The sequence below is a fragment of the Polynucleobacter necessarius genome, assembly GCF_900095205.1.
GTDB lineage: Bacteria > Pseudomonadota > Gammaproteobacteria > Burkholderiales > Burkholderiaceae > Polynucleobacter > Polynucleobacter necessarius_E.
On record NZ_LT606951.1, the window covers coordinates 1546450 to 1565371 of the forward strand.

17 protein-coding genes and 2 pseudogenes are annotated in these 18922 nt (G+C 44.8%); 11 read left to right on the forward strand and 8 right to left on the reverse strand.

Going from position 1 to position 18922, the window contains the following annotated elements:
- Position 1: 1 nt before the first annotated feature.
- The 5 genes and pseudogenes from DXE37_RS08525 to DXE37_RS08545 all read right to left on the reverse strand — a co-directional run bounded on the left by DXE37_RS08525 (position 2) and on the right by DXE37_RS08545 (position 5591).
- Complete coding sequence (locus DXE37_RS08525) at positions 2-259, reverse strand: MoaD/ThiS family protein (RefSeq protein WP_114637189.1); 258 nt, start codon at positions 257-259, stop codon at positions 2-4.
- A pseudogene (locus DXE37_RS08530) lies at positions 256-1506 on the reverse strand (molybdopterin molybdotransferase MoeA). Before DXE37_RS08530 ends, DXE37_RS08525 begins: the two are co-directional and overlap by 4 nt.
- A gap of 55 nt (positions 1507-1561) precedes the next feature.
- Positions 1562-3004, reverse strand: coding sequence for a threonine synthase (gene thrC, locus DXE37_RS08535; protein WP_114637190.1), 1443 nt, complete (start codon positions 3002-3004; stop codon positions 1562-1564).
- Between the two features lie 23 nt (positions 3005-3027).
- Entirely contained in the window at positions 3028-4338 is a 1311-nt protein-coding gene (locus tag DXE37_RS08540; protein ID WP_114637191.1) for a homoserine dehydrogenase, read from the reverse strand.
- Complete coding sequence (locus tag DXE37_RS08545) at positions 4335-5591, reverse strand: pyridoxal phosphate-dependent aminotransferase (RefSeq protein WP_114637579.1); 1257 nt, start codon at positions 5589-5591, stop codon at positions 4335-4337. Before DXE37_RS08545 ends, DXE37_RS08540 begins: the two co-directional genes overlap by 4 nt.
- Before the next feature lie 79 nt (positions 5592-5670).
- On the opposite strand from DXE37_RS08545, the gene DXE37_RS08550 reads away from it, so the two are divergent.
- From DXE37_RS08550 to DXE37_RS08595, 10 genes and pseudogenes are all read left to right on the forward strand, one after another.
- Positions 5671-6048, forward strand: coding sequence for an Mth938-like domain-containing protein (locus DXE37_RS08550; RefSeq protein ID WP_114637192.1), 378 nt, complete (start codon positions 5671-5673; stop codon positions 6046-6048).
- The gene (locus DXE37_RS08555) at positions 6048-7739 is read left to right on the forward strand and encodes an ArnT family glycosyltransferase (RefSeq protein WP_114637193.1); all 1692 of its coding nucleotides are present in this window, start codon (positions 6048-6050) and stop codon (positions 7737-7739) included. The genes DXE37_RS08550 and DXE37_RS08555 overlap by 1 nt, the downstream gene beginning before the upstream one ends.
- Before the next feature lie 21 nt (positions 7740-7760).
- Positions 7761-8927 (forward strand): DegT/DnrJ/EryC1/StrS family aminotransferase, encoded by a 1167-nt coding sequence (locus tag DXE37_RS08560; protein WP_114637194.1) that lies wholly within the window; start codon positions 7761-7763, stop codon positions 8925-8927.
- A gap of 41 nt (positions 8928-8968) precedes the next feature.
- Positions 8969-9931: a glycosyltransferase gene (locus tag DXE37_RS08565; RefSeq protein ID WP_114637195.1), complete on the forward strand. Its 963-nt coding sequence runs from the start codon at positions 8969-8971 to the stop codon at positions 9929-9931.
- Positions 9932-10801 (forward strand): formyltransferase, encoded by an 870-nt coding sequence (locus DXE37_RS08570; protein ID WP_114637196.1) that lies wholly within the window; start codon positions 9932-9934, stop codon positions 10799-10801. It abuts the gene before it with no gap.
- 25 nt (positions 10802-10826) lie between these two features.
- Positions 10827-11873 carry a bifunctional UDP-4-keto-pentose/UDP-xylose synthase gene (locus DXE37_RS08575; protein ID WP_114637197.1) on the forward strand — a complete coding sequence of 349 codons (1047 nt, stop codon included), beginning with the start codon at positions 10827-10829 and terminating at the stop codon, positions 11871-11873.
- 16 nt (positions 11874-11889) lie between these two features.
- Positions 11890-12807 carry a polysaccharide deacetylase family protein gene (locus DXE37_RS08580; protein WP_114637198.1) on the forward strand — a complete coding sequence of 306 codons (918 nt, stop codon included), beginning with the start codon at positions 11890-11892 and terminating at the stop codon, positions 12805-12807.
- Positions 12808-12839: 32 nt separating this feature from the next.
- Positions 12840-13307, forward strand: coding sequence for a peroxiredoxin (locus DXE37_RS08585; protein ID WP_114637199.1), 468 nt, complete (start codon positions 12840-12842; stop codon positions 13305-13307).
- 331 nt (positions 13308-13638) lie between these two features.
- Positions 13639-15201: pseudogene (locus tag DXE37_RS08590) on the forward strand (PhoH family protein).
- Positions 15182-15718, forward strand: coding sequence for a C40 family peptidase (locus DXE37_RS08595; RefSeq protein WP_114637200.1), 537 nt, complete (start codon positions 15182-15184; stop codon positions 15716-15718). The pseudogene DXE37_RS08590 and the gene DXE37_RS08595 overlap by 20 nt, the downstream one beginning before the upstream one ends.
- Here the strand turns inward: DXE37_RS08595 and DXE37_RS10875 are convergent.
- From DXE37_RS10875 to DXE37_RS08605, 3 genes are all read right to left on the reverse strand, one after another.
- Positions 15667-16173, reverse strand: coding sequence for a hypothetical protein (locus tag DXE37_RS10875; protein WP_162786245.1), 507 nt, complete (start codon positions 16171-16173; stop codon positions 15667-15669). The genes DXE37_RS08595 and DXE37_RS10875 overlap by 52 nt on opposite strands.
- 121 nt (positions 16174-16294) lie before the next feature.
- Positions 16295-16984: a hypothetical protein gene (locus tag DXE37_RS08600; RefSeq protein ID WP_162786246.1), complete on the reverse strand. Its 690-nt coding sequence runs from the start codon at positions 16982-16984 to the stop codon at positions 16295-16297.
- 146 nt (positions 16985-17130) lie between these two features.
- Positions 17131-17742: a hypothetical protein gene (locus DXE37_RS08605; RefSeq protein WP_162786247.1), complete on the reverse strand. Its 612-nt coding sequence runs from the start codon at positions 17740-17742 to the stop codon at positions 17131-17133.
- A gap of 303 nt (positions 17743-18045) precedes the next feature.
- On the opposite strand from DXE37_RS08605, the gene DXE37_RS08610 reads away from it, so the two are divergent.
- Positions 18046-18867 carry a mechanosensitive ion channel family protein gene (locus tag DXE37_RS08610; RefSeq protein ID WP_114637203.1) on the forward strand — a complete coding sequence of 274 codons (822 nt, stop codon included), beginning with the start codon at positions 18046-18048 and terminating at the stop codon, positions 18865-18867.
- Positions 18868-18922 lie beyond the last annotated feature (55 nt).

Sequence of the window (18922 nt, forward strand, 5' to 3'; positions counted from 1 at the left end):
ACTAGCCCTCAGTAACTGACGGAAAGAAAGCCACTTCAGCACCTTCTTGTAAGGCGGTATTTGGATCAACCATCTGATGATTGAGCGCACAGCGCAACACTTTTCCATTACCCAAAACATCTGACCAAGGAGCGCCACGCTCGACAAGGTGATTCCTCAGATCCGCAATGGTTTTTACAGCCTCAGGAAGCGTAATGTCTTCTTGAGATACCCCAAGAGCTTCACGTAATGAGGCAAAGAATCGTAATTCGAGTTTCATAGACTAATCGTAAACCGATTATTTGAGGAGCGCGCATCAAAGGGGATGTATTTAACAAAATCCCCAACTTTAATTGGTTGATTTGGCGGGCAGTCGACCAAACCACCGCCCCAAGAGGCGCTAGTGAGTACGCCAGAACTTTGATTAGGAAATAAATCTAGCCCGTCTTGATCATTTATTTTGACGCGTAAGAATTCGTTACGTCGATCGGCTTTTATCCAATCAAAGTCAGCGCGCATTAAATACGATTGGGTCGGCTTAGTTTCGCGTCCTTGTAATTTCAAAATAAAGGGGCGAACAAACAAGAGGAAAGTCACAAAACTAGAAACAGGATTACCGGGTAAGCCAATAAACCATGCCTCACCATCCTTTGGTTCATTTGATTTGCGTACTGCGCCAAAAGCAAGGGGTTTGCCTGGCTTTATTGCAATCTGCCACAGATCTAATCTACCCTCTGCAGTCACTGCTGGTTTGATATGACCCTCTTCGCCAACCGATACACCGCCTGAGGTAATAATCAGATCATGTGGTCTTTGTTTGCCTTGCGTAGCGCCTCACGCGTTGCTTCTAATCGATCAGGAACGATGCCTAGATCCGTCGCGTCGCACCCTAAGGATTTAAGGCAGGCTAACAAGGTATCGCGATTCGAGTTATAAATGCCGCCTGGTTTTAATGGCTCCCCCGGGAGAGCTAACTCATCACCCGTAAAAAATGCAGCCACTTTGACTCAACGCTTCACATTCAGATAGATTAGCCCTGCAGATGCAGCCACACCTAATTCTTGTGGACGTAAAAAGGTGCCAGCAGTAAGAGCCGTTTTGCCTGCTGTTAGATCTTCACCTCTACGACGAATCCACTGACCCGATATCGGCGCAATATTTAATGGTCACTTGATCTGTGTGACCTTCTACGGTGCAGTCCTCTTGCATCACTACTGCATCAGCACGGTGGGATAGGGGCACCCGTAAAAATTCTGGCAGCAGTACCTGGCTCTAACTCCACCCCCATTGAGCCTGCAGGAATACGTTGAGCGATTCTTAATGTTTTTCCTGATGAAGCAGTATCAGCGCAACGAACGGCATAACCATCCATGGAAGTATTGTTCAATGGAGGAGCGCATCCACCAGACTATTCACATTCTCAGCAAGAATACGGCTCAAACCAGCCTGCAAAGGAACCTTCTCGCTCTCAATTACAGCTACTGCATGAGAGAGTAAATGATCTAGTGCCTGTTGCGCACTCAACATTGGTGGCTTAGTCATGAGATGAATAGGCGGAGCTTAAAATTTTGACTAAAAGAAATTAACCAAGATGCGTGGCGATGAAATTCTTAACTTGGTTCACATCGGCATCAATATTCTCAACACGCTGAGGCTTAGACTTAATGTCTTTAAAAGCAGGCGGGCATTCAGCAGGACGACCCAAGGCTAGCTCGATTGTCTCTTCAAACTTAATAGGCAATGCCGTTTCGAGAACAATCATGGGAATACCGGCCTGTAAGTGCTCACGTGCAACCTTTACACCATCTGCAGTGTGCGTATCAATCATTACGCCGTAGCGTTGATCAATGTCTCGAATGGTTTCTAAGCGATTCTCATGAGTACTGCGACCAGATTGGAATCCGTACTTACCAAGATCTTTGAAAACAGCATCATTAGAGATATCAAAGCCACCAGTCTCATCCACTTGTTTAAACATTCCAACGGTAGCTTGATCATCTTGACCCATGAAATCAAATACGAAACGCTCAAAGTTGCTTACTTTAGAGATGTCCATTGAAGGGCTCGAGGTATGCAATGTCTCAGTTGACTTACGTGCTCGGTAAACGCCAGTTCGGAAGAACTCATCAAGCACATCATTCTCATTGGTTGCCACAACCAGATGCTCAATTGGTAATCCCATCATGCGAGCGATATGCCCGGCACATACATTCCCAAAATTACCGGAAGGAACTGTAAATGAAACCTTCTCATTACTCGACTTAGTCGCCAAGAGATATCCTTGGAAGTAATATACTACTTGGGCAACTACGCGACCCCAGTTAATCGAGTTCACCGTACCAATTTGGTTCTTCGCTTTAAAGGCATGGTCATTGCTGACAGCCTTCACAATATCTTGGCAATCGTCGAATACTCCAGCTACCGCCAAGTTGAAAATATTGGGGTCCTGCAAAGAATACATTTGAGCGGACTGAAACGCACTCATCTTGCCACGAGGTGAAAGCATGAATATTTTTACACCCTCTTTGCCACGCATTGCATATTCAGCTGCGCTGCCAGTATCGCCAGAGGTAGCACCTAAAATATTGAGCTGTTGGCCTTTTTTCTTGAGAGCATATTCAAAGAGATTACCTAGCAATTGCATTGCCATATCTTTGAATGCTAAGGTTGGGCCATTTGATAGACTTAAAAGACCAATGCGCGTGCCATGCTCTTCACCCAGCCAATGCAAAGGCGTAATGTCTTTGGCATTATCTTGCGGACGGCCATTGCAATAGACCTGCTCGGTATATGTTTTACGCAAGAGAGCGCGTAACTCTGCCTCAGGAATATCGTCGCAATACAAACTGAGCACTTCATAAGCCAAATCAACGTATGGCGAACCACGCCAAGAATCTAATTGCGCCGGAGTAACTTTTGGATATTGAACGGGCAAATACAAACCGCCATCAGGCGCCAATCCACCTAACAAAATTTCTAAAAAAGATTGTTGTGGGCTATTGCCACGAGTAGATTGGTAACGCATGTATTTTGCTAAATTTTACTTAATTAAGACAGATTTTCTAAACGGATCTTCACCACTTCACCTGCAACAGTCTTGAGATTTTGAATCTCTTTAATTGCGGCAAGCATGTTCTTCTCTTTGGTCTCGTGAGTCAAAACTACTAAATCAGTTTGACTCTCACCCTCGTTTGCTTCTTTTTGCAAGAGCGCATCGATTGAAACACCATGTGAAGCCAAAATCTTGGTGATATCAGCTAGTACACCAGCTTGATCTGCTACGCGCATACGTAAGTAGTAACTGGTGGTGATTTCTCCAATCGGCAACACTGGGGTATCTTGAACTGCATCTGGCTGGAAAGCCAAGTAAGGAACACGATGTTCAGGATCAGCACTGAGCAAGCGAGTGATATCAACCAGGTCTGCGATTACTGCAGAAGCCGTTGGCTCTGAGCCAGCACCTTTACCGTAATACAAAGTAGTGCCAACCACATCACCAAATACCTGCACGGCATTCATAGCGCCTTCTACGTTTGCAATCAGACGTTTCGAAGGAATTAAGGTTGGGTGCACGCGCAATTCAACACCGATTGCAGTTTTCTTGGCAATACCGAGCAACTTAATGCGATAGCCCAACTGCTCAGCATAACGAATATCAATCGCAGCAAATTTTGTAATACCCTCTACGTGTGCTTTTTCAAATTGCATTGGAATACCAAATGCAATCGCACTCATGATGGTTGCTTTATGAGCTGCATCAACCCCTTCGATATCAAAGGTAGGGTCTGTCTCAGCATAACCTAAGCGCTGCGCTTCTTTTAAAACGGTTTCAAAATCTAATCCTTTGTCACGCATTTCTGACAAGATGAAGTTGGTTGTACCGTTAATGATGCCGGCTATCCATTCAATACGATTTGCAGTTAAGCCTTCGCGCAGAGCCTTAATAATTGGAATACCGCCAGCAACTGCAGCTTCGAAAGCAACCATGACACCTTTAGCATGAGCAGCTTTAAAAATCTCATTACCATGTACTGCGATCAGCGCCTTATTGGCTGTAACAACATGCTTACCAGCAGCAATTGCCTCTAGCACCAAGTCTTTAGCAATACCATAACCACCAATCAACTCAACAACGATGTCAATCTCAGGATTGTTAATCACCGCACGCGCATCGCTCACTACTTGAGCACAGTCTTTTACCAACTCTTTTGCGCGCTTGACATTTAAGTCGGCAACAGTATTAATTCGAATGCCGCGCCCAGCACGACGGGTTATTTCATCTTGGTTACGTTCGAGAACAGTGAATACGCCACCACCAACGGTGCCAATACCTAATAGACCTACTTGAATCGGTTTCATGATGCCTTTACTACAGTTGAAGAAGCCTTACGGCCTTGTTTATTACGATAACGCTCCAGAAAGCGTGCAAGGCGGCCAATGGCTTCCTTCAACACATCTTCGTGAGGCAAGAACACTACGCGGAAATGATCAGGCTTACCCCAGTTAAAACCAGAGCCCTGTACTAACAACACTTTTTCTTCTTTCAAAAGATCGGCAACAAATTGTTGATCATCCTCAATGGGATAAACCTCAGGATCCAATCTTGGAAATAAATACAAAGCTGATTTTGGCTTCACACAAGTAACGCCAGGAATTTCAATGATGAGTTTCCATGCGAGGTCGCGTTGCTTTGCAAGACGACCGCCCTCCCCCACCAAATCATTGATGCTTTGATAGCCGCCGAGCGCAGTCTGGATTGCATACTGACCAGGCACGTTTGCACAAAGACGCATAGAGGCCAACATATTGAGGCCTTCGATGTAATCGCGCACCATTTCCTTGTCGCCTGATACCACCATCCAGCCAGCGCGGTAGCCGCAGGAGCGGTAATTCTTGGATAAGCCGTTAAAGGTGATGATGACAACATCAGTAGATAATGAAGCTAATGAAAGATGCTTCTCCCCGTCGTACAACATCTTGTCGTAGATTTCATCGGCAAACAGAATCAAACCATGTTCACGGGCAATTTGCGTTAACTCTAGCAATACCTCTTTGGAGTAAATAGCACCTGTAGGATTGTTGGGATTAATCACCACAATCGCTTTAGTACGAGGCGTAATTTTCTTACGCAGATCATTTAAGTCAGGCGCCCAATCTTTAGATTCATCACAAAGATAATGCACGGGTGTTCCGCTCGACAAACTCACTGCAGCAGTCCACAGTGGGTAATCTGGCGTCGGCACTAAGACCTCATTACCATCATTCAAGAGTGCGTTCATTGAGAGTACGATGAGCTCAGAAACACCATTGCCGGTGTACACGTCATCCAAAGCTACGCCTTGAATACCTTTTTCCTGGTAATATTGCATGATCGCTTTGCGAGCAGCGAATATCCCTTTGGAGTCAGAATAGGCAGAAGCGTTACTTAAATTTCGAATCATGTCTAACTGAATTTCTTCAGGAGGATCAAAACCGAAAACCCCTACGTTTCCGATGTTTAATTTAATGATTTTGTGACCCTCTTCCTCCATGCGCTGAGCAAGCTCGAGCACCGGCCCACGTATGTCATAACAGACGTTTTCAAGCTTTTGGGACTTTAGGATCGGTTTCACAATAAATTTAATGGTAAGTTCTTGAAATATGAGAAAAAACAACTAGCTATAATCCACATAATTATGACAGAGAGCCCACTTGAAGCTTCAATCTGATCTCCATTCAGGAGCGAATACGATCACTGGCTACGGCGATGGCTACGTAGAGATCAATAAAGCTCCCTATGCACATGCCGTGCTTCTAAGCTCAGATGGCGCCATCTCAGAGTGGCCAGTCCAAGCATTTGATGATCTAGAGCCCAACCATTTCGCGCAAATGGTTGATTTAAAGCCAGAATTAATTCTGATAGGCACCGGCAGTCGTCAGCGATTCCCAAAGCCGGAACTTCTAAAAGCCTTGATTGAAGCAAAAATTGGCTTTGAAATCATGGATTCCCAGGCTGCCTGTCGAACCTACAGCATCTTGGTAGGCGAAGGACGCCAAGCTCTATTGGCTCTGATAGTGGAGCCCATTTAATGCAATTTAGCCAGATTCGGCAATCATCAGCCCTTAATCCAGGCAAGATTTTGCTGCTAGTCATCATTTATGCATTGCTTTGGTTTGGCACACTGAACTATCGTCACCTCATCCCTTCAGATGAAGGGCGTTATGCAGAAATCGCTCGCGAAATGCTGGTAACAGGCGACTGGATTACCCCGCGCTATAACGGCTATAAGTATTTTGAAAAGCCACCACTTCAAGCTTGGGCAACTGCTGCTTCATTTCAGATGTTTGGCATTGGTGACTGGCAAGCGCGTCTTTGGACCGCATTAACCGGCTTTCTCACCATTCTTTTTGTTGGCTTTACTGGCGCCAAAATTTATAACGCGAGAGCAGGCTGGTTGGCAGCAATTGTGTTGGCATCCAGTCCGATGTGGGTTATCAGCGGTCATTTCAATTCGCTAGATATGGGCCTCTCCTCTTTTTTGGTTGCAGCACTCTGTAGCTTGTTGCTAGCCCAAAGTTCTCATAATAAAAATAGCTGTCGCAATTGGATGTGGGTTTGTTGGATTTTCATGGCGCTGGCGACCTTATCCAAGGGCGTGATTGGTGCCGCAATTCCTGCAATGGTATTTATTGCCTATTCCATTAGTACGTGGGATTGGAAAATTTGGGCCCGCTTGCGTTTATTCAGCGGAAGCGTTTTATTTCTAGCAATCACAGCTCCGTGGTTTGTGTTGATTGCGCAACGTAATCCTAAGTTCCTAGAATTCTTTTTTATTCATGAGCATCTACAGCGCTTTACCCAAGACGCACACAGCAGAACAGGCCCTATTTATTATTTTGTTCCCCTACTCCTCATTGGCATCCTGCCATGGGCTCTTCAAATTCCAGGTGCTGTGGCTCAGGCTTGGAGCGAGCGTCGTCGCGAGTTTTCTGCTGGTTGGTTATTGGTATGCTGGTTTGTAGTGATATTTGCCTTTTTTAGCGTCTCACGCTCAAAGTTACCGGGATACATCATCCCTATTTTTCCCGCACTCGCCTTAGTGATTGGCAATCGTTTAGATCGCTTACTCGGAGATACCAATACCATGGCATTGCCTTGGAAATTACAAACGCTTGCGTTTGCCATTCTTGGTTGTGTTGGCTTTTTCTTTCTAGATGCTATTGGAAAGCAAGCAAGGCCCGATGAAATTGAAGCGTATGCGCAATACACCTACTGGGTGATTGCCGCATTAGTGGTACTAGCATCTTTTAGCGCTTATGCCGCATGGCGAAGTAAACGTGATGGCACTCGAAGCATCTTGAGTTTTGCTTGTGGATTTTTTCTTTACGCCATTATTGCTGGCACAGGACATGAGACCTTAGGCCACGCAGTTTCTGGTATCGATCTCGTAGAACGGGTGAAAGCCTCTATCCCTGAAAAAGTAAACTTCTATTCCGTTCGGCTTTTAGACCACACTGTTCCATTCTATTTAGGCAGAACGATGATCATGGTGGAATCACCTGACGAGCTCGAATTTGGTGTTAATCAAGAGCCCGAGCTCTGGATGCCGACTTTAGAGGCTTTTATTGGTCGCTGGAAAGAAGATCAAACCGCCTACGCCATCATGGTTCCCGAGCAATTTGATGCACTTCAAGCTCAAAATCTTCCAATGGTAGAGGTTGATCGTGACTCACGTAGAGTTATTGTGAAACATCCTGATGTGGCGAACGTGACGCAGTAACACTGTAATATCTGAGACATCATGTCAAATACCAGCTCTGAATTTATTCCGTTTACGCGCCCCAGTTTCAATCAAGAAACCATTGATGCTGTTTCAGAGATATTGCGTTCGGGATGGGTGACATCCGGCCCTAAGCTCGCAGAGTTTGAATCTACTTTAAGCAAGTATTTTGGTGATCGTCCAGTTCGTTGCTTTGCAAATGGCACTGCCACCATGAAGATCGCCCTTCAAGTTGCAGGCATTGGTGCCGGGGATGAAGTGATTACCACTCCAATTTCTTGGGTAGCAACATCCAATGTCATTTTGAGTGTTGGTGCAAAGCCCATATTCGTTGATATCGATCCAGTTACCCGAAATATTGATCTCAATAAAGTATCTGCTGCAATCACCCCCAAGACTCGCGCCATCATGCCAGTCTATTTAGCAGGCCTACCGGTTGACATGGATCAACTCTATGCTCTCGCAGAACAATACAAACTTCGTGTCATTGAAGATGCCGCTCAAGCCTTTGGATCACAGTGGAAAGGTAAGAAGATCGGTAGCTTCGGTGACTTAATCAGTTTCAGTTTTCAAGCCAATAAAAATCTCACCACTGTTGAAGGCGGATGTCTAGTCTTAAACAATGCAGATGAGGCCAAACTCGCAGAGAAATTCCGCCTCCAAGGCTTAACTCGTCAAGGCATAGATGGCATGGATGTTGATGTCCTTGGCGGGAAAGATAACTTGACTGATGTGAATGCCGCCATTGGTCTTGAGCAATTAAAACAACTACCCTCGTACCAAGCACGTCGAACTAATTTAGCCCGTCAATACTTTGATGTGATGCGTAACAAATTAAAAGCTGCCGGTTTAGTAGGTTTGAAATTAGAGCTTCCAGTGGAAAACTTTACTGATAGTAATTGGCATATGTTTCAGGTTGTGTTGCCACTTGAGCAATTGAATGCCGACCGCGCCCAAATCATGGCTGACTTAAAGGAGATTGGCATCGGCACCGGTGTTCACTACCCAGCCATCTCTGGCTTTACGCTCTATAAAAACCAAGGCTATAAAACCTCAGATACACCCATTGCTGAACGTATTGGCAAATCTATTCTGACCCTTCCTTTATTCCCCGCAATGGCGGATGAAGATATTGGCCGTATCGCCAGGGGATTAGTCGGAATTCTGGTGAAATACACCAAAAACTAGTGTTCTTGGGTTGAGACCGAAGAATCAGGCAAAATTGCGGCATGACTGCACATTTAGCCGCCAACCCAACACTGAGCATTGTTATCCCCGTATACAACGAGGAAGATGGGCTTCAGGCTCTGTTTGATCGCTTATATCCAGCATTAGATGCATTGGCTGCTAAACGAAACATCACTTACGAAATCGTTTTTGTTAACGATGGCAGCAAAGATCACTCTGCTGGCATTCTATCGAAGCAAGTAGAGTTGCGCCCCGATGTGACTCGCGCTGTTTTATTCCATAGCAACTTTGGGCAGCACATGGCCATCATGGCTGGGTTTGAATATGCTCAAGGCGAATACATCATTACCCTAGATGCTGACTTACAAAATCCACCCGAAGAAATTGATGCGCTCACTGAGCAATTATTAAAAGGTCATGATTACGTCGGCACTATTCGAGCTAATCGTCAAGACAGCTTCTTTCGAAAATTTGCCTCTCGCGCCATGAATCGCTTGCGTGAAAATATCACCTGCATCACGATGACCGATCAAGGCTGTATGTTGCGTGGCTATAGCCGTCGCATTGTTGATCTAGTTCGTCAATGTGATGAAAGCAATACCTTCATTCCGGCATTGGCTTATACCTTTTCTGCGAATCCAGTTGAAATATCCGTCAAGCATGAAGAGCGTTTTGCTGGTGAATCTAAATACCCGTTGTATCAACTCATACGCTTGAATTTTGATTTAGTGACAGGCTTCTCTATCATGCCGCTGCAGATCTTTTCGATCCTTGGCATACTTCTATCACTAGCAGCTGGCAGCTTATTCCTCTACCTACTGATACGCCGCTTTGTTTTGGGTGCTGAGGTTGAGGGTGTATTTACCCTCTTTGCGCTCACATTTTTCCTCATAGGCGTGATGCTATTTGGACTGGGCCTCTTGGGTGAATACATTGGCCGTATTTACCAGCAAATTCGCAAGCGTCCGCGCTATGTTGTTCAAACTGTCTTAGAGAAAAAATAATTGCACGCGGTCGTTTTTGCTTATCACGACGTAGGAGTCAACTGCCTCAAAGCACTTCTCAATGCCGGCATTCAAATTGACCTCGTGCTTACGCACCAAGATGACCCCAATGAGAATGTTTGGTTTGGAAGCGTAGCAAAATTATGCAATGAGAATAATATTCCATATATCACCCCCAGCTCTAGCGAACTACTGGGGTTGATTCCAAAGATTCAAGCGATAGCGCCTGATTACATTTTCTCTTTCTACTATCGCTTTATGATTCCTGAGCAAATTTTGGTATGCGCCAAAATTGCCGCACTCAATATGCATGGCTCGCTGCTACCAAAGTATCGCGGGCGGGCGCCAGTCAATTGGGCAATTCTGCATGGCGAAACTCAAACTGGTGCTACTTTGCATATCATGGAAGCAAAACCCGATGCTGGAGATATTGTTGGGCAGGCATCAGTGAATATTGGTCCAAATGAAACTGCTACAGACGTCTTTGGCAAAGTTAGCAAAACTGCCGTGAATGTGATTCAACAAGTCTTGCCAAGCTTGATTCGAGGAAATGTTCCCCGCACGCCCAACGAGCTACAAAAAGGCAGTTATTTTGGCGGAAGGAAGCCGTCTGATGGGCAAATTCATTGGAATCAGACCGCCCAACAGATCCATGACCTAGTTAGGGCCGTTGCACCCCCCTATCCAGGCGCCTTTACAGACTATCAGGGCAAGGTCATGATTGTGGCCCGCACCAGTCTAAAAGGGCCATTTCCGGCGAATCTTGATCTTGGGGTTTGCGGCATCCAAGTGGTTGATAATCGGGTATTCAGCATTTGTGGTGATCACCAAGCTTTAGAAATCTTGGAATGGTTTCCAGCAAGCAAATAAATTAGATTAAAACGAGGCAGTAAAGATGAAAAAAGTACTCATTCTTGGTGTTAATGGATTTATCGGTCACCACCTATCCAAACGCATTCTTGAGACAACCGATTGGGATGTCTATGGCATGGATATGCAAAATGATCGCTTAGGTGATTTAGTCAATCATCCACGTATGCATTTCTTTGAGGGTGACATCACCATCAATAAAGAATGGGTTGAGTACCACATTCGCAAATGCGACGTTATCTTGCCCTTGGTTGCGATTGCGACTCCAGCAACATACGTACAACAACCACTGAAAGTATTTGAGCTCGACTTCGAAGCCAATTTACCAATCGTGCGTTCTGCCGTGAAATACAAAAAGCATTTGGTATTTCCTTCTACATCCGAAGTGTATGGCATGTGTGAAGACAGTGAATTCGATCCCGCTAAATCAAATATGGTTTATGGCCCTATTAATAAACCACGTTGGATTTATGCATGCTCTAAGCAGTTAATGGATCGCGTGATTTGGGGATATGGCATGGAAGGTTTGCAGTTTACCCTTTTCCGTCCATTTAATTGGATTGGTCCTGGCTTAGATAGCATCTACACACCAAAAGAAGGCTCATCCCGTGTGGTCACCCAATTCCTTGGGCATATCGTCCGCGGTGAATCAATCAACGTCGTTGATGGTGGCGCCCAGAAGCGCGCCTTTACCTATGTTGACGATGGTATCGACGCCCTCATGCGCATCATCGATAACAAAGATGGTGTTGCTAACGGCAAAATCTATAACATCGGCAATCCAAAGAACAACCACTCGATTCGTGAACTAGCAAATCAAATGCTAGATATTGCTTGCAGCATTCCTGAGTATGCGAAGACTGCAAATGAAGTGAAGATTGCGGAAACCACCTCTGGTGCATATTACGGTGAAGGCTATCAAGACGTGCAGAATCGCGTTCCAGCAATTGATAACACTATGAATGAACTTGGTTGGAAGCCAACTACTACAATGTCCGATGCGTTGAAGAATATTTTTGAAGCCTATCGCGAAGATGTAGAAAAAGCGCGTACCTTAGTCGATAAAGAATAAGCAAAACAAAGGATTCATGGCTAAGATTGCTCTCAAGGTAGATGTTGATACCTTACGCGGCACCAAAGAGGGCGTACCTAATCTTGCTCGTACCCTAGATCGCTTTGGTTTAAAGGCAACCTTTCTTTTTAGCTTAGGTCCAGACCATATGGGATGGGCCTTAAAGCGCGTCTTTCGCCCAGGCTTTCTGAAAAAAGTTAGTCGCACTTCTGTCGTGGAGCACTACGGCATCAAAACATTACTATATGGCGTTCTTATTCCAGGGCCTGATATTGGTAAAAAGGCTGCCGCTGAAATGCGCACCATAGGTCAAGCGGGTCATGAGACAGGCATTCACACTTGGGATCATGTGGCTTGGCAAGATGCGGTTCGCAATCAAGATGCATCTTGGACTAAAGCAATGATGCAAAAAAGTTGGGATCGCTTTCTGGAGATTTTTGGCCATGCTCCAGTAACTTATGGTGCTGCAGGCTGGCAAATGAATGCTGCTGCTTTTGAGCAACTGGATCAATGGGGTATCGCCTATTCCTCGGATGGCAGAGCAGAGCCCAACCTGATGCCATATCGCCTCGCTCTACCCGCTGGCAAAGCTAAGCACGTCCAGTATCCAACCACCCTCCCCACCTTTGATGAGCTTATCGGTATTGATGGTGCCGATGAATTTGGTGCGGTTAAAAAATTACTTGAAATTACTCAGAGCAATCCAAATGACCAAGTCTTCACGCTTCACGCTGAGCTGGAAGGACAAAAGCTCTTGCCCGCATTTGAGCAATTATTGGCTGAGTGGCTAAATCAGGGTCACGAGCTAGTAACCATGGGTGAACTGCACAAATCCTGGGAAGCCACCAAACAGCTAGATAAAATAGCCGTACTACCACTAACCTGGGGTGAAATACCTAATCGCAGTGGCGAATTAATCATTCAAAATAATTAAAATTAGAGACAATCCATTAAAGAGGGGTCATCATGACAGTAGCAATTGGTCAACCTATACCGCAGTGTGCGATTCCAGCGACATCGGGATTAACTTTTACCCCCGACTCTGCCAAAGGCAAGAAGTTAGTGCTGTATTTTTACCCAAAAGATATGACTCCAGGTTGCACTGCCGAGTCAGGTGGATTTAGAGACAATATTGATGCTTTTACTAAAGCCAATACCCTAATTGTGGGGGTCTCTCGCGATAACCTCAAATCACACGACAACTTCCGTAGCAAATTAGAACTTCCATTTGAGCTGGTTGCTGACACAGAAGAAGTACTCTGCCAACTATTTGGCGTTATGAAGATGAAAAATATGTATGGCAAACAGGTTCGTGGCGTAGAGCGCAGCACTTTCCTATTTGACTCATCTGGCAACCTGGTTAAAGAGTGGCGTGGTCTTAAGGTTCCTGGCCATGTGACAGAGGTATTACAAGCCGCCCAAGCCGCTAAATAATTTTTACAATAATTTTCTGGTGGGTGCTTGCAAACCCCAAATTTTGGGGTAAAGCGATTCACATGCACCGTAAACGACGGGAAAGTCAGATAGTCCGTTTGAACCGTAAGCCTGAATATCTAAGATCAGGTGTGGTGAGTAACCCCTCCACTTTTCCAATCTTGCTGCAACCCATTTCGTAATAAACCGTCAACGCACTCCGCTTGGCGGTTTTTTCTTTTAGGAGAGTTCATGCCACCGCCCCCAATCCCCACTCAAATTGCTGATCAAGTGAAACTCAGTCGCAAAGATACTCCTGACTTAGAAAAACCGCCCAGCTCAAGCAAAACCAGTGGTAGTAGAAACTTCTGATTGGGCTAACGATGCAGAGGAGGATTTATCTGCAGCAGAAGTGGCTCTTGAAAAAATCAAAGCCGATCGTAGCCCTCTTCGTAATGAGTGCAGTGAGAGCAAAGCGCCTATGCCTGCAAAACCAAAACGTGTTGTTCGCACAGGTCCTCCAAGCTTATTTGTCCTAGATACAAACGTATTAATGCATGATCCAAGCCCATTGTTCCGCTTCTCGGAACACATGACCTCTACCTTCCCATGACTACTCTTGAGGAGTTAGATAACCACAAAAAGGGAATGACTGAGGTAGCGCGCAATGCCCGTACAGTCAGTCGATCCCTAGACCAGTTGATTGCTGGTATAAGTGGCACCCTTGATGACGGTATTCTATTAAACAAGCTTGGCAACCAAGATGTAACTGGTCGTCTATTTTTCCAAACCAAACTTTCCATTCAGCCATTACCTGAGGGCCTACCTGAAGGTAAAGGGGACAACCTCATTTTGGCAGTAGTTAGTGAACTGCAAAAAACTCGCAAAGGTCAAGAGGTGGTATTGGTATCAAAAGATATCAATATGCGCATTAAAGCGCGCGCACTTGGCTTACCCGCTAAAGACTACTTCAATGATCAAGTATTAGAAGATCGTGACTTGATGTATGCGGGTGTGATGACATTGCCAGCAGATTTTTGGCCGAAGCACGGTAAGGATATGGAGAGTTGGGCTGACTCTAAATCTGGCACGATGTTCTACCGCGTTACTGGCCCAACAGTGATGAATATGCTGGTGAATCGGTTTGTATATCAAGAAAACCCAGATGGCTCAACACCCTTCTACGCACAAGTAAAAGAGATCAACGGCAAGACCGCTCTCCTACAAACCTTAAGAGATTTCTCCCATCAGAAAAATAACGTTTGGGGCGTAACCGCTCGCAATCGTGAGCAAAACTTTGCGATGAATCTCTTAATGAATCCTGATGTTGATTTTGTGACCCTGCTTGGTCAAGCCGGTACCGGAAAAACCCTGTTGGCATTGGCAGCAGGCTTAGAACAAGTGCTGGATAGCAAACGCTACAACGAGATCATTATCACACGCGTAACAGTGCCAGTTGGCGAAGACATTGGCTTCTTACCGGGTACTGAAGAAGAAAAAATGCAGCCTTGGATGGGTGCATTTGATGACAACTTAGAGGTACTGCAACGCAATGATGATGGCGGCGCGGAGAGTGGGGTCGGGCTGCTACTCAAGAATTGATTCGCTCCCGCATCAAAGTAAAAAGTATGAATTTCATGCGCGACAGAACTTTTGTTAGCAAGTTTGTCATCATTGATGAAGCGCAAAATTTAACCCCAAAACAAATGAAGACCTTAGTTGGCCGCGCTGGACCAGGAACCAAGATCATTTGTTTAGGTAATATTGCACAGATTGATACACCTTACTTAACTGAGGGATCTTCCGGCTTAACCTACGTAGTTGATCGCTTAAAGGTTGGCGTCATGGCGGTCATGTCACCCTAGCTCGTGGCGAGCGTTCACGTCTTACGGATCATGCAGCTGACGCACTTTAAGAAACCCACCTCATGCCGCACTCTCATGGGGTGCGGCATTTTTATTTGCACCCTCATCTTTCTCAGCGGATGTAGCACCTCTAGCAATAAATCATCCAATCCTAAAATTGCTCAATTTAAGCAAGATACGAGCGTAGGCACTGAGGATATTTCTATCGCAGCAGTAGGTTTGGTTGATGTCCCCTATCGCTTTGGCGGCAACACTCCCAAAGGTGGCTTCGACTGCAGCGGACTCATTGTCTATGTTTACAACAAAGCAGCGGGCATTAAACTGCCAAGAACTATTCAGCTCATGAGTAGTAAAGGACGCAGTGTTGAGAATGAACCTCCAGCTCCTGGCGATTTAGTATTTTTTAATACGACCGGTGAAAAATATTCTCACGCCGGCATCTATGTTGGACAAAGACGATTTGTTCATGCCCCCAGCGCAGGAGGCACGGTGCGATTGGATTACATCACCACACCTTACTGGGCCGCTAAGTTTACTGAGGCACGACGAATAGCCCCCCAGCAATGAATTAAAGACCTACTGTGTAAGTGGGTAAGCGCTGTTGCTGACGTTATAGCTTGATAAGATTCTTGGCGATAGATGCCATTTAAACCGAGTCTTTCTCGACTGCTAAGATCATAAAAAATACCTAGACTTACAGTCGGTCTAATGGTGCGATAGTTACTATTCATCGCGACGTTAAAGTCACCATTGCCACTAGTGATTAGGTTGCCAATGTTTGCATTCACATCTTTCTCCACGCCTGCGCTAAGTGCGATATTGGTTTTCTCATTCAACTTATGAAAACCAATTAATCCTGCAAGTACTGTTGATGTGTAATTATTGATACCATTGTAGGTAAGCGGGCTAGACACCGTCGAAGACTGAGCCTCAACATAACTTCCCATGCCTCCCACAACATAACGTATTCCAGCATAGGGCGATATAACGCTTGTATTGCCTACCCCAAAACCATATTTCACAGTACCCCCAACACTCCTTGAGTATTTAATCCCGTAGACCCTGTGCCTGCCTCAGAAACACCAATCACAGGACAAGTTAAGGTGGTCTGCTTATTCGCATAACCCGCCGCCATCTTTACCTCTAAACCAGTGCCATCCTGACTTTGTGACCATACCCCAAATACACCGACACCATTGGACCATTATTAAGCTGAGCAATCCCTCCTGGTGTACTTTGCGAAAGGTTTTGATCTAGATAACCCCCAAATCGCAAATTAGGCGAAAAGCGATAAGCGCTAATAATCAGTGCGCTAACAGTGTTATTTGGAAATGCACTAATACCAGTAAATCGACCACCTGCAGAGACGCAAATATTGTTGGGGCCAAACAATGAGCAATCGTAAGTCATGCCATTAATTACACCGGCTGACTGCATAGCAAACAAACCTTGAAGACTATTCCCTAATGCAGCTACAGAAGCTTGAGTGTCGCAATTTATAGGGGCAATCAAATAGGAATCTGCTAATAAAGCCGCTTTCAACTCTGCCAAGGTTGGAGGCGCTGATGATAGAGGAGCGGGTTGAATCACAAGATCAGTCTGAGTAGCTGGGCCACCCACGCGATGCACCAAAGCCCATTGATAAACATTACCCCCCGAGGTAAATGTTCTATATGAATTACCTAGATTATTAAGCTTTAATCCATTTAATACTGTTGCATACGTATTGTTATAAGTCAGTGAAGAGGCGCTATTAATATTGAAATTCATAACACCTGTAACAGCTCCAGCACTAACGTCCAACTTACCGTAGCTGGACGGACTAGAAAACAATCACGTTGTAATTAGTTGGTAGGATCCCAGAATATGTGAGTGGGGTAGACTCACCTTGAGAGTTGGACAAACTAACAATGTTGCCGGTATTAAAGATGCTAAATGAATTTGCGCCAGAGGTATTGATGGAGCCGGTATTCAGAACGCTAACCGCACCAACACCAGAGACCTGAATACCATATGCCGCTGTACCGCTTGTTGTAATCGTGCCCGTATTCGTGATCGTATTCAGAGCTAGTATTAGTTGCGCCAGAATTCAAACGCATACCAGCCGAATTAGCTCCAGAAGTAGTAATTGAGCCAGCATTACTTAGCGTATTTGCAGTGGAACTTGAATTAGTAGCACTAACATAAATACTTACTGCATTGCCACCTGCAGTAATAATTTGGCCCCCAACGAGGTTATTCAAACTATTGCCACCTGCCTGTGAACGACCGTTTGCACCAGCAGAAATACCATATCCATTAAAAAATGAACTGATATTTAGTGTGCCGGAATTATTTACAGTAGCTCCACTTCCTAATCCAATGGTTGAACCAACAACAGTATAAACAGTCCCAGAAGTAACGGTAACAGTTACACCATTTCCTTGAGTAGTATTCGTGGGAGATGTAACGCCGCCGCCCGTTGCTACTGTCTCTGGAGATGTAGCGCCTGCATTAATCGGCATACAAGTAATATTTTCGCCGCCAGTAGGTGTATATGTATACGTACCAGGAACTGTCGGGGTAGAGACAGCATTATTATTACCCGTCAAAATACATTTAGCATTACTTTATGCATATGAAACACCGAATTCTAAAATGAATGTTAGCGCTGTTAGCACAAGAAAAATACAAAAACGCCGATGGATATTTTGAGATTGAAGGTATTTCATGAGAAGGGATTAATTAATTTTTTATTGTGATATTAATTTTAAATTTTTATTCATAAGAATCATAATTACCTATAAAGTGAACATCTATTAACCCTAGGGCTAATACCTAATCGCTCTTTTATAGGAAATAATCATTTCTTAGGCTTTAAGATATTTTTATCGTAATGAGATTGGAAAGTAGCAATGAAAGAAATAGATTTAAACCGTATTCAAGAGATATTGGTTACCGCCGCCACTGATATTGGCCTAAAGATTTTGGTTGCGATTGCCTTTTGGGTAATTGGTCGCTGGTTAATTGGCATCGCATTGAGCATTATTCGCAAAGGCCTAGAGGCACAGAAATTAGACACCACCATCCTGCGTTATGTGGGCTCAGTCGTTTCAGTAACTTTGAATATTCTTCTTGTTGTTGGAATTCTTGGTTATTTTGGAATTCAAACAACCAGCTTTGCCGCTTTAATTGCTACCGCTGGTGTTGCCATTGGAGCAACATGGGCAGGTTTACTCTCGAATTTTGCGGCAGGTGTTTTTGTAATCGTATTGCGTCCATTTAAAGTGGGCGATTTTATTACGGCAGGTGGAGTAACTGGCACAGTGAAAGAAATTGGTCTATTTTCTTCAACCATTTATACGCCAGATAATATTGCCACCATGATTGGTAACACCAAGATTTTGGGTGACACTATCCAAAACTTTAGTCATAGCCCTTATCGTCGTGTTGATCTTAAATGTCAACTTTCTGGTGCAACAGATCAAAATGCTGCGATGGCTTTGCTACGTGAAAAGATTGCCACTATTCCCAATGTTCTGCAGGATCCAGCGGTTGAGGTGAATATTCTAGAGTTCAATCTAGTTGGCCCCGTCTTAGCTGTGCGCCCATATTGCAGTAATGATTTTTATTGGCAGGTATATTTTGATAGCAACCGCATCATGAGTGAATCTCTTGCTGCAGCTGAATTCCCAGCGCCAGTAGCCTCACAGAATATGATTGTGAAGCAGAATTAATTTTTAATATTAGAATGAACGTAGTGTCTATTTGCCGTAGAAGTAAATCCACAAT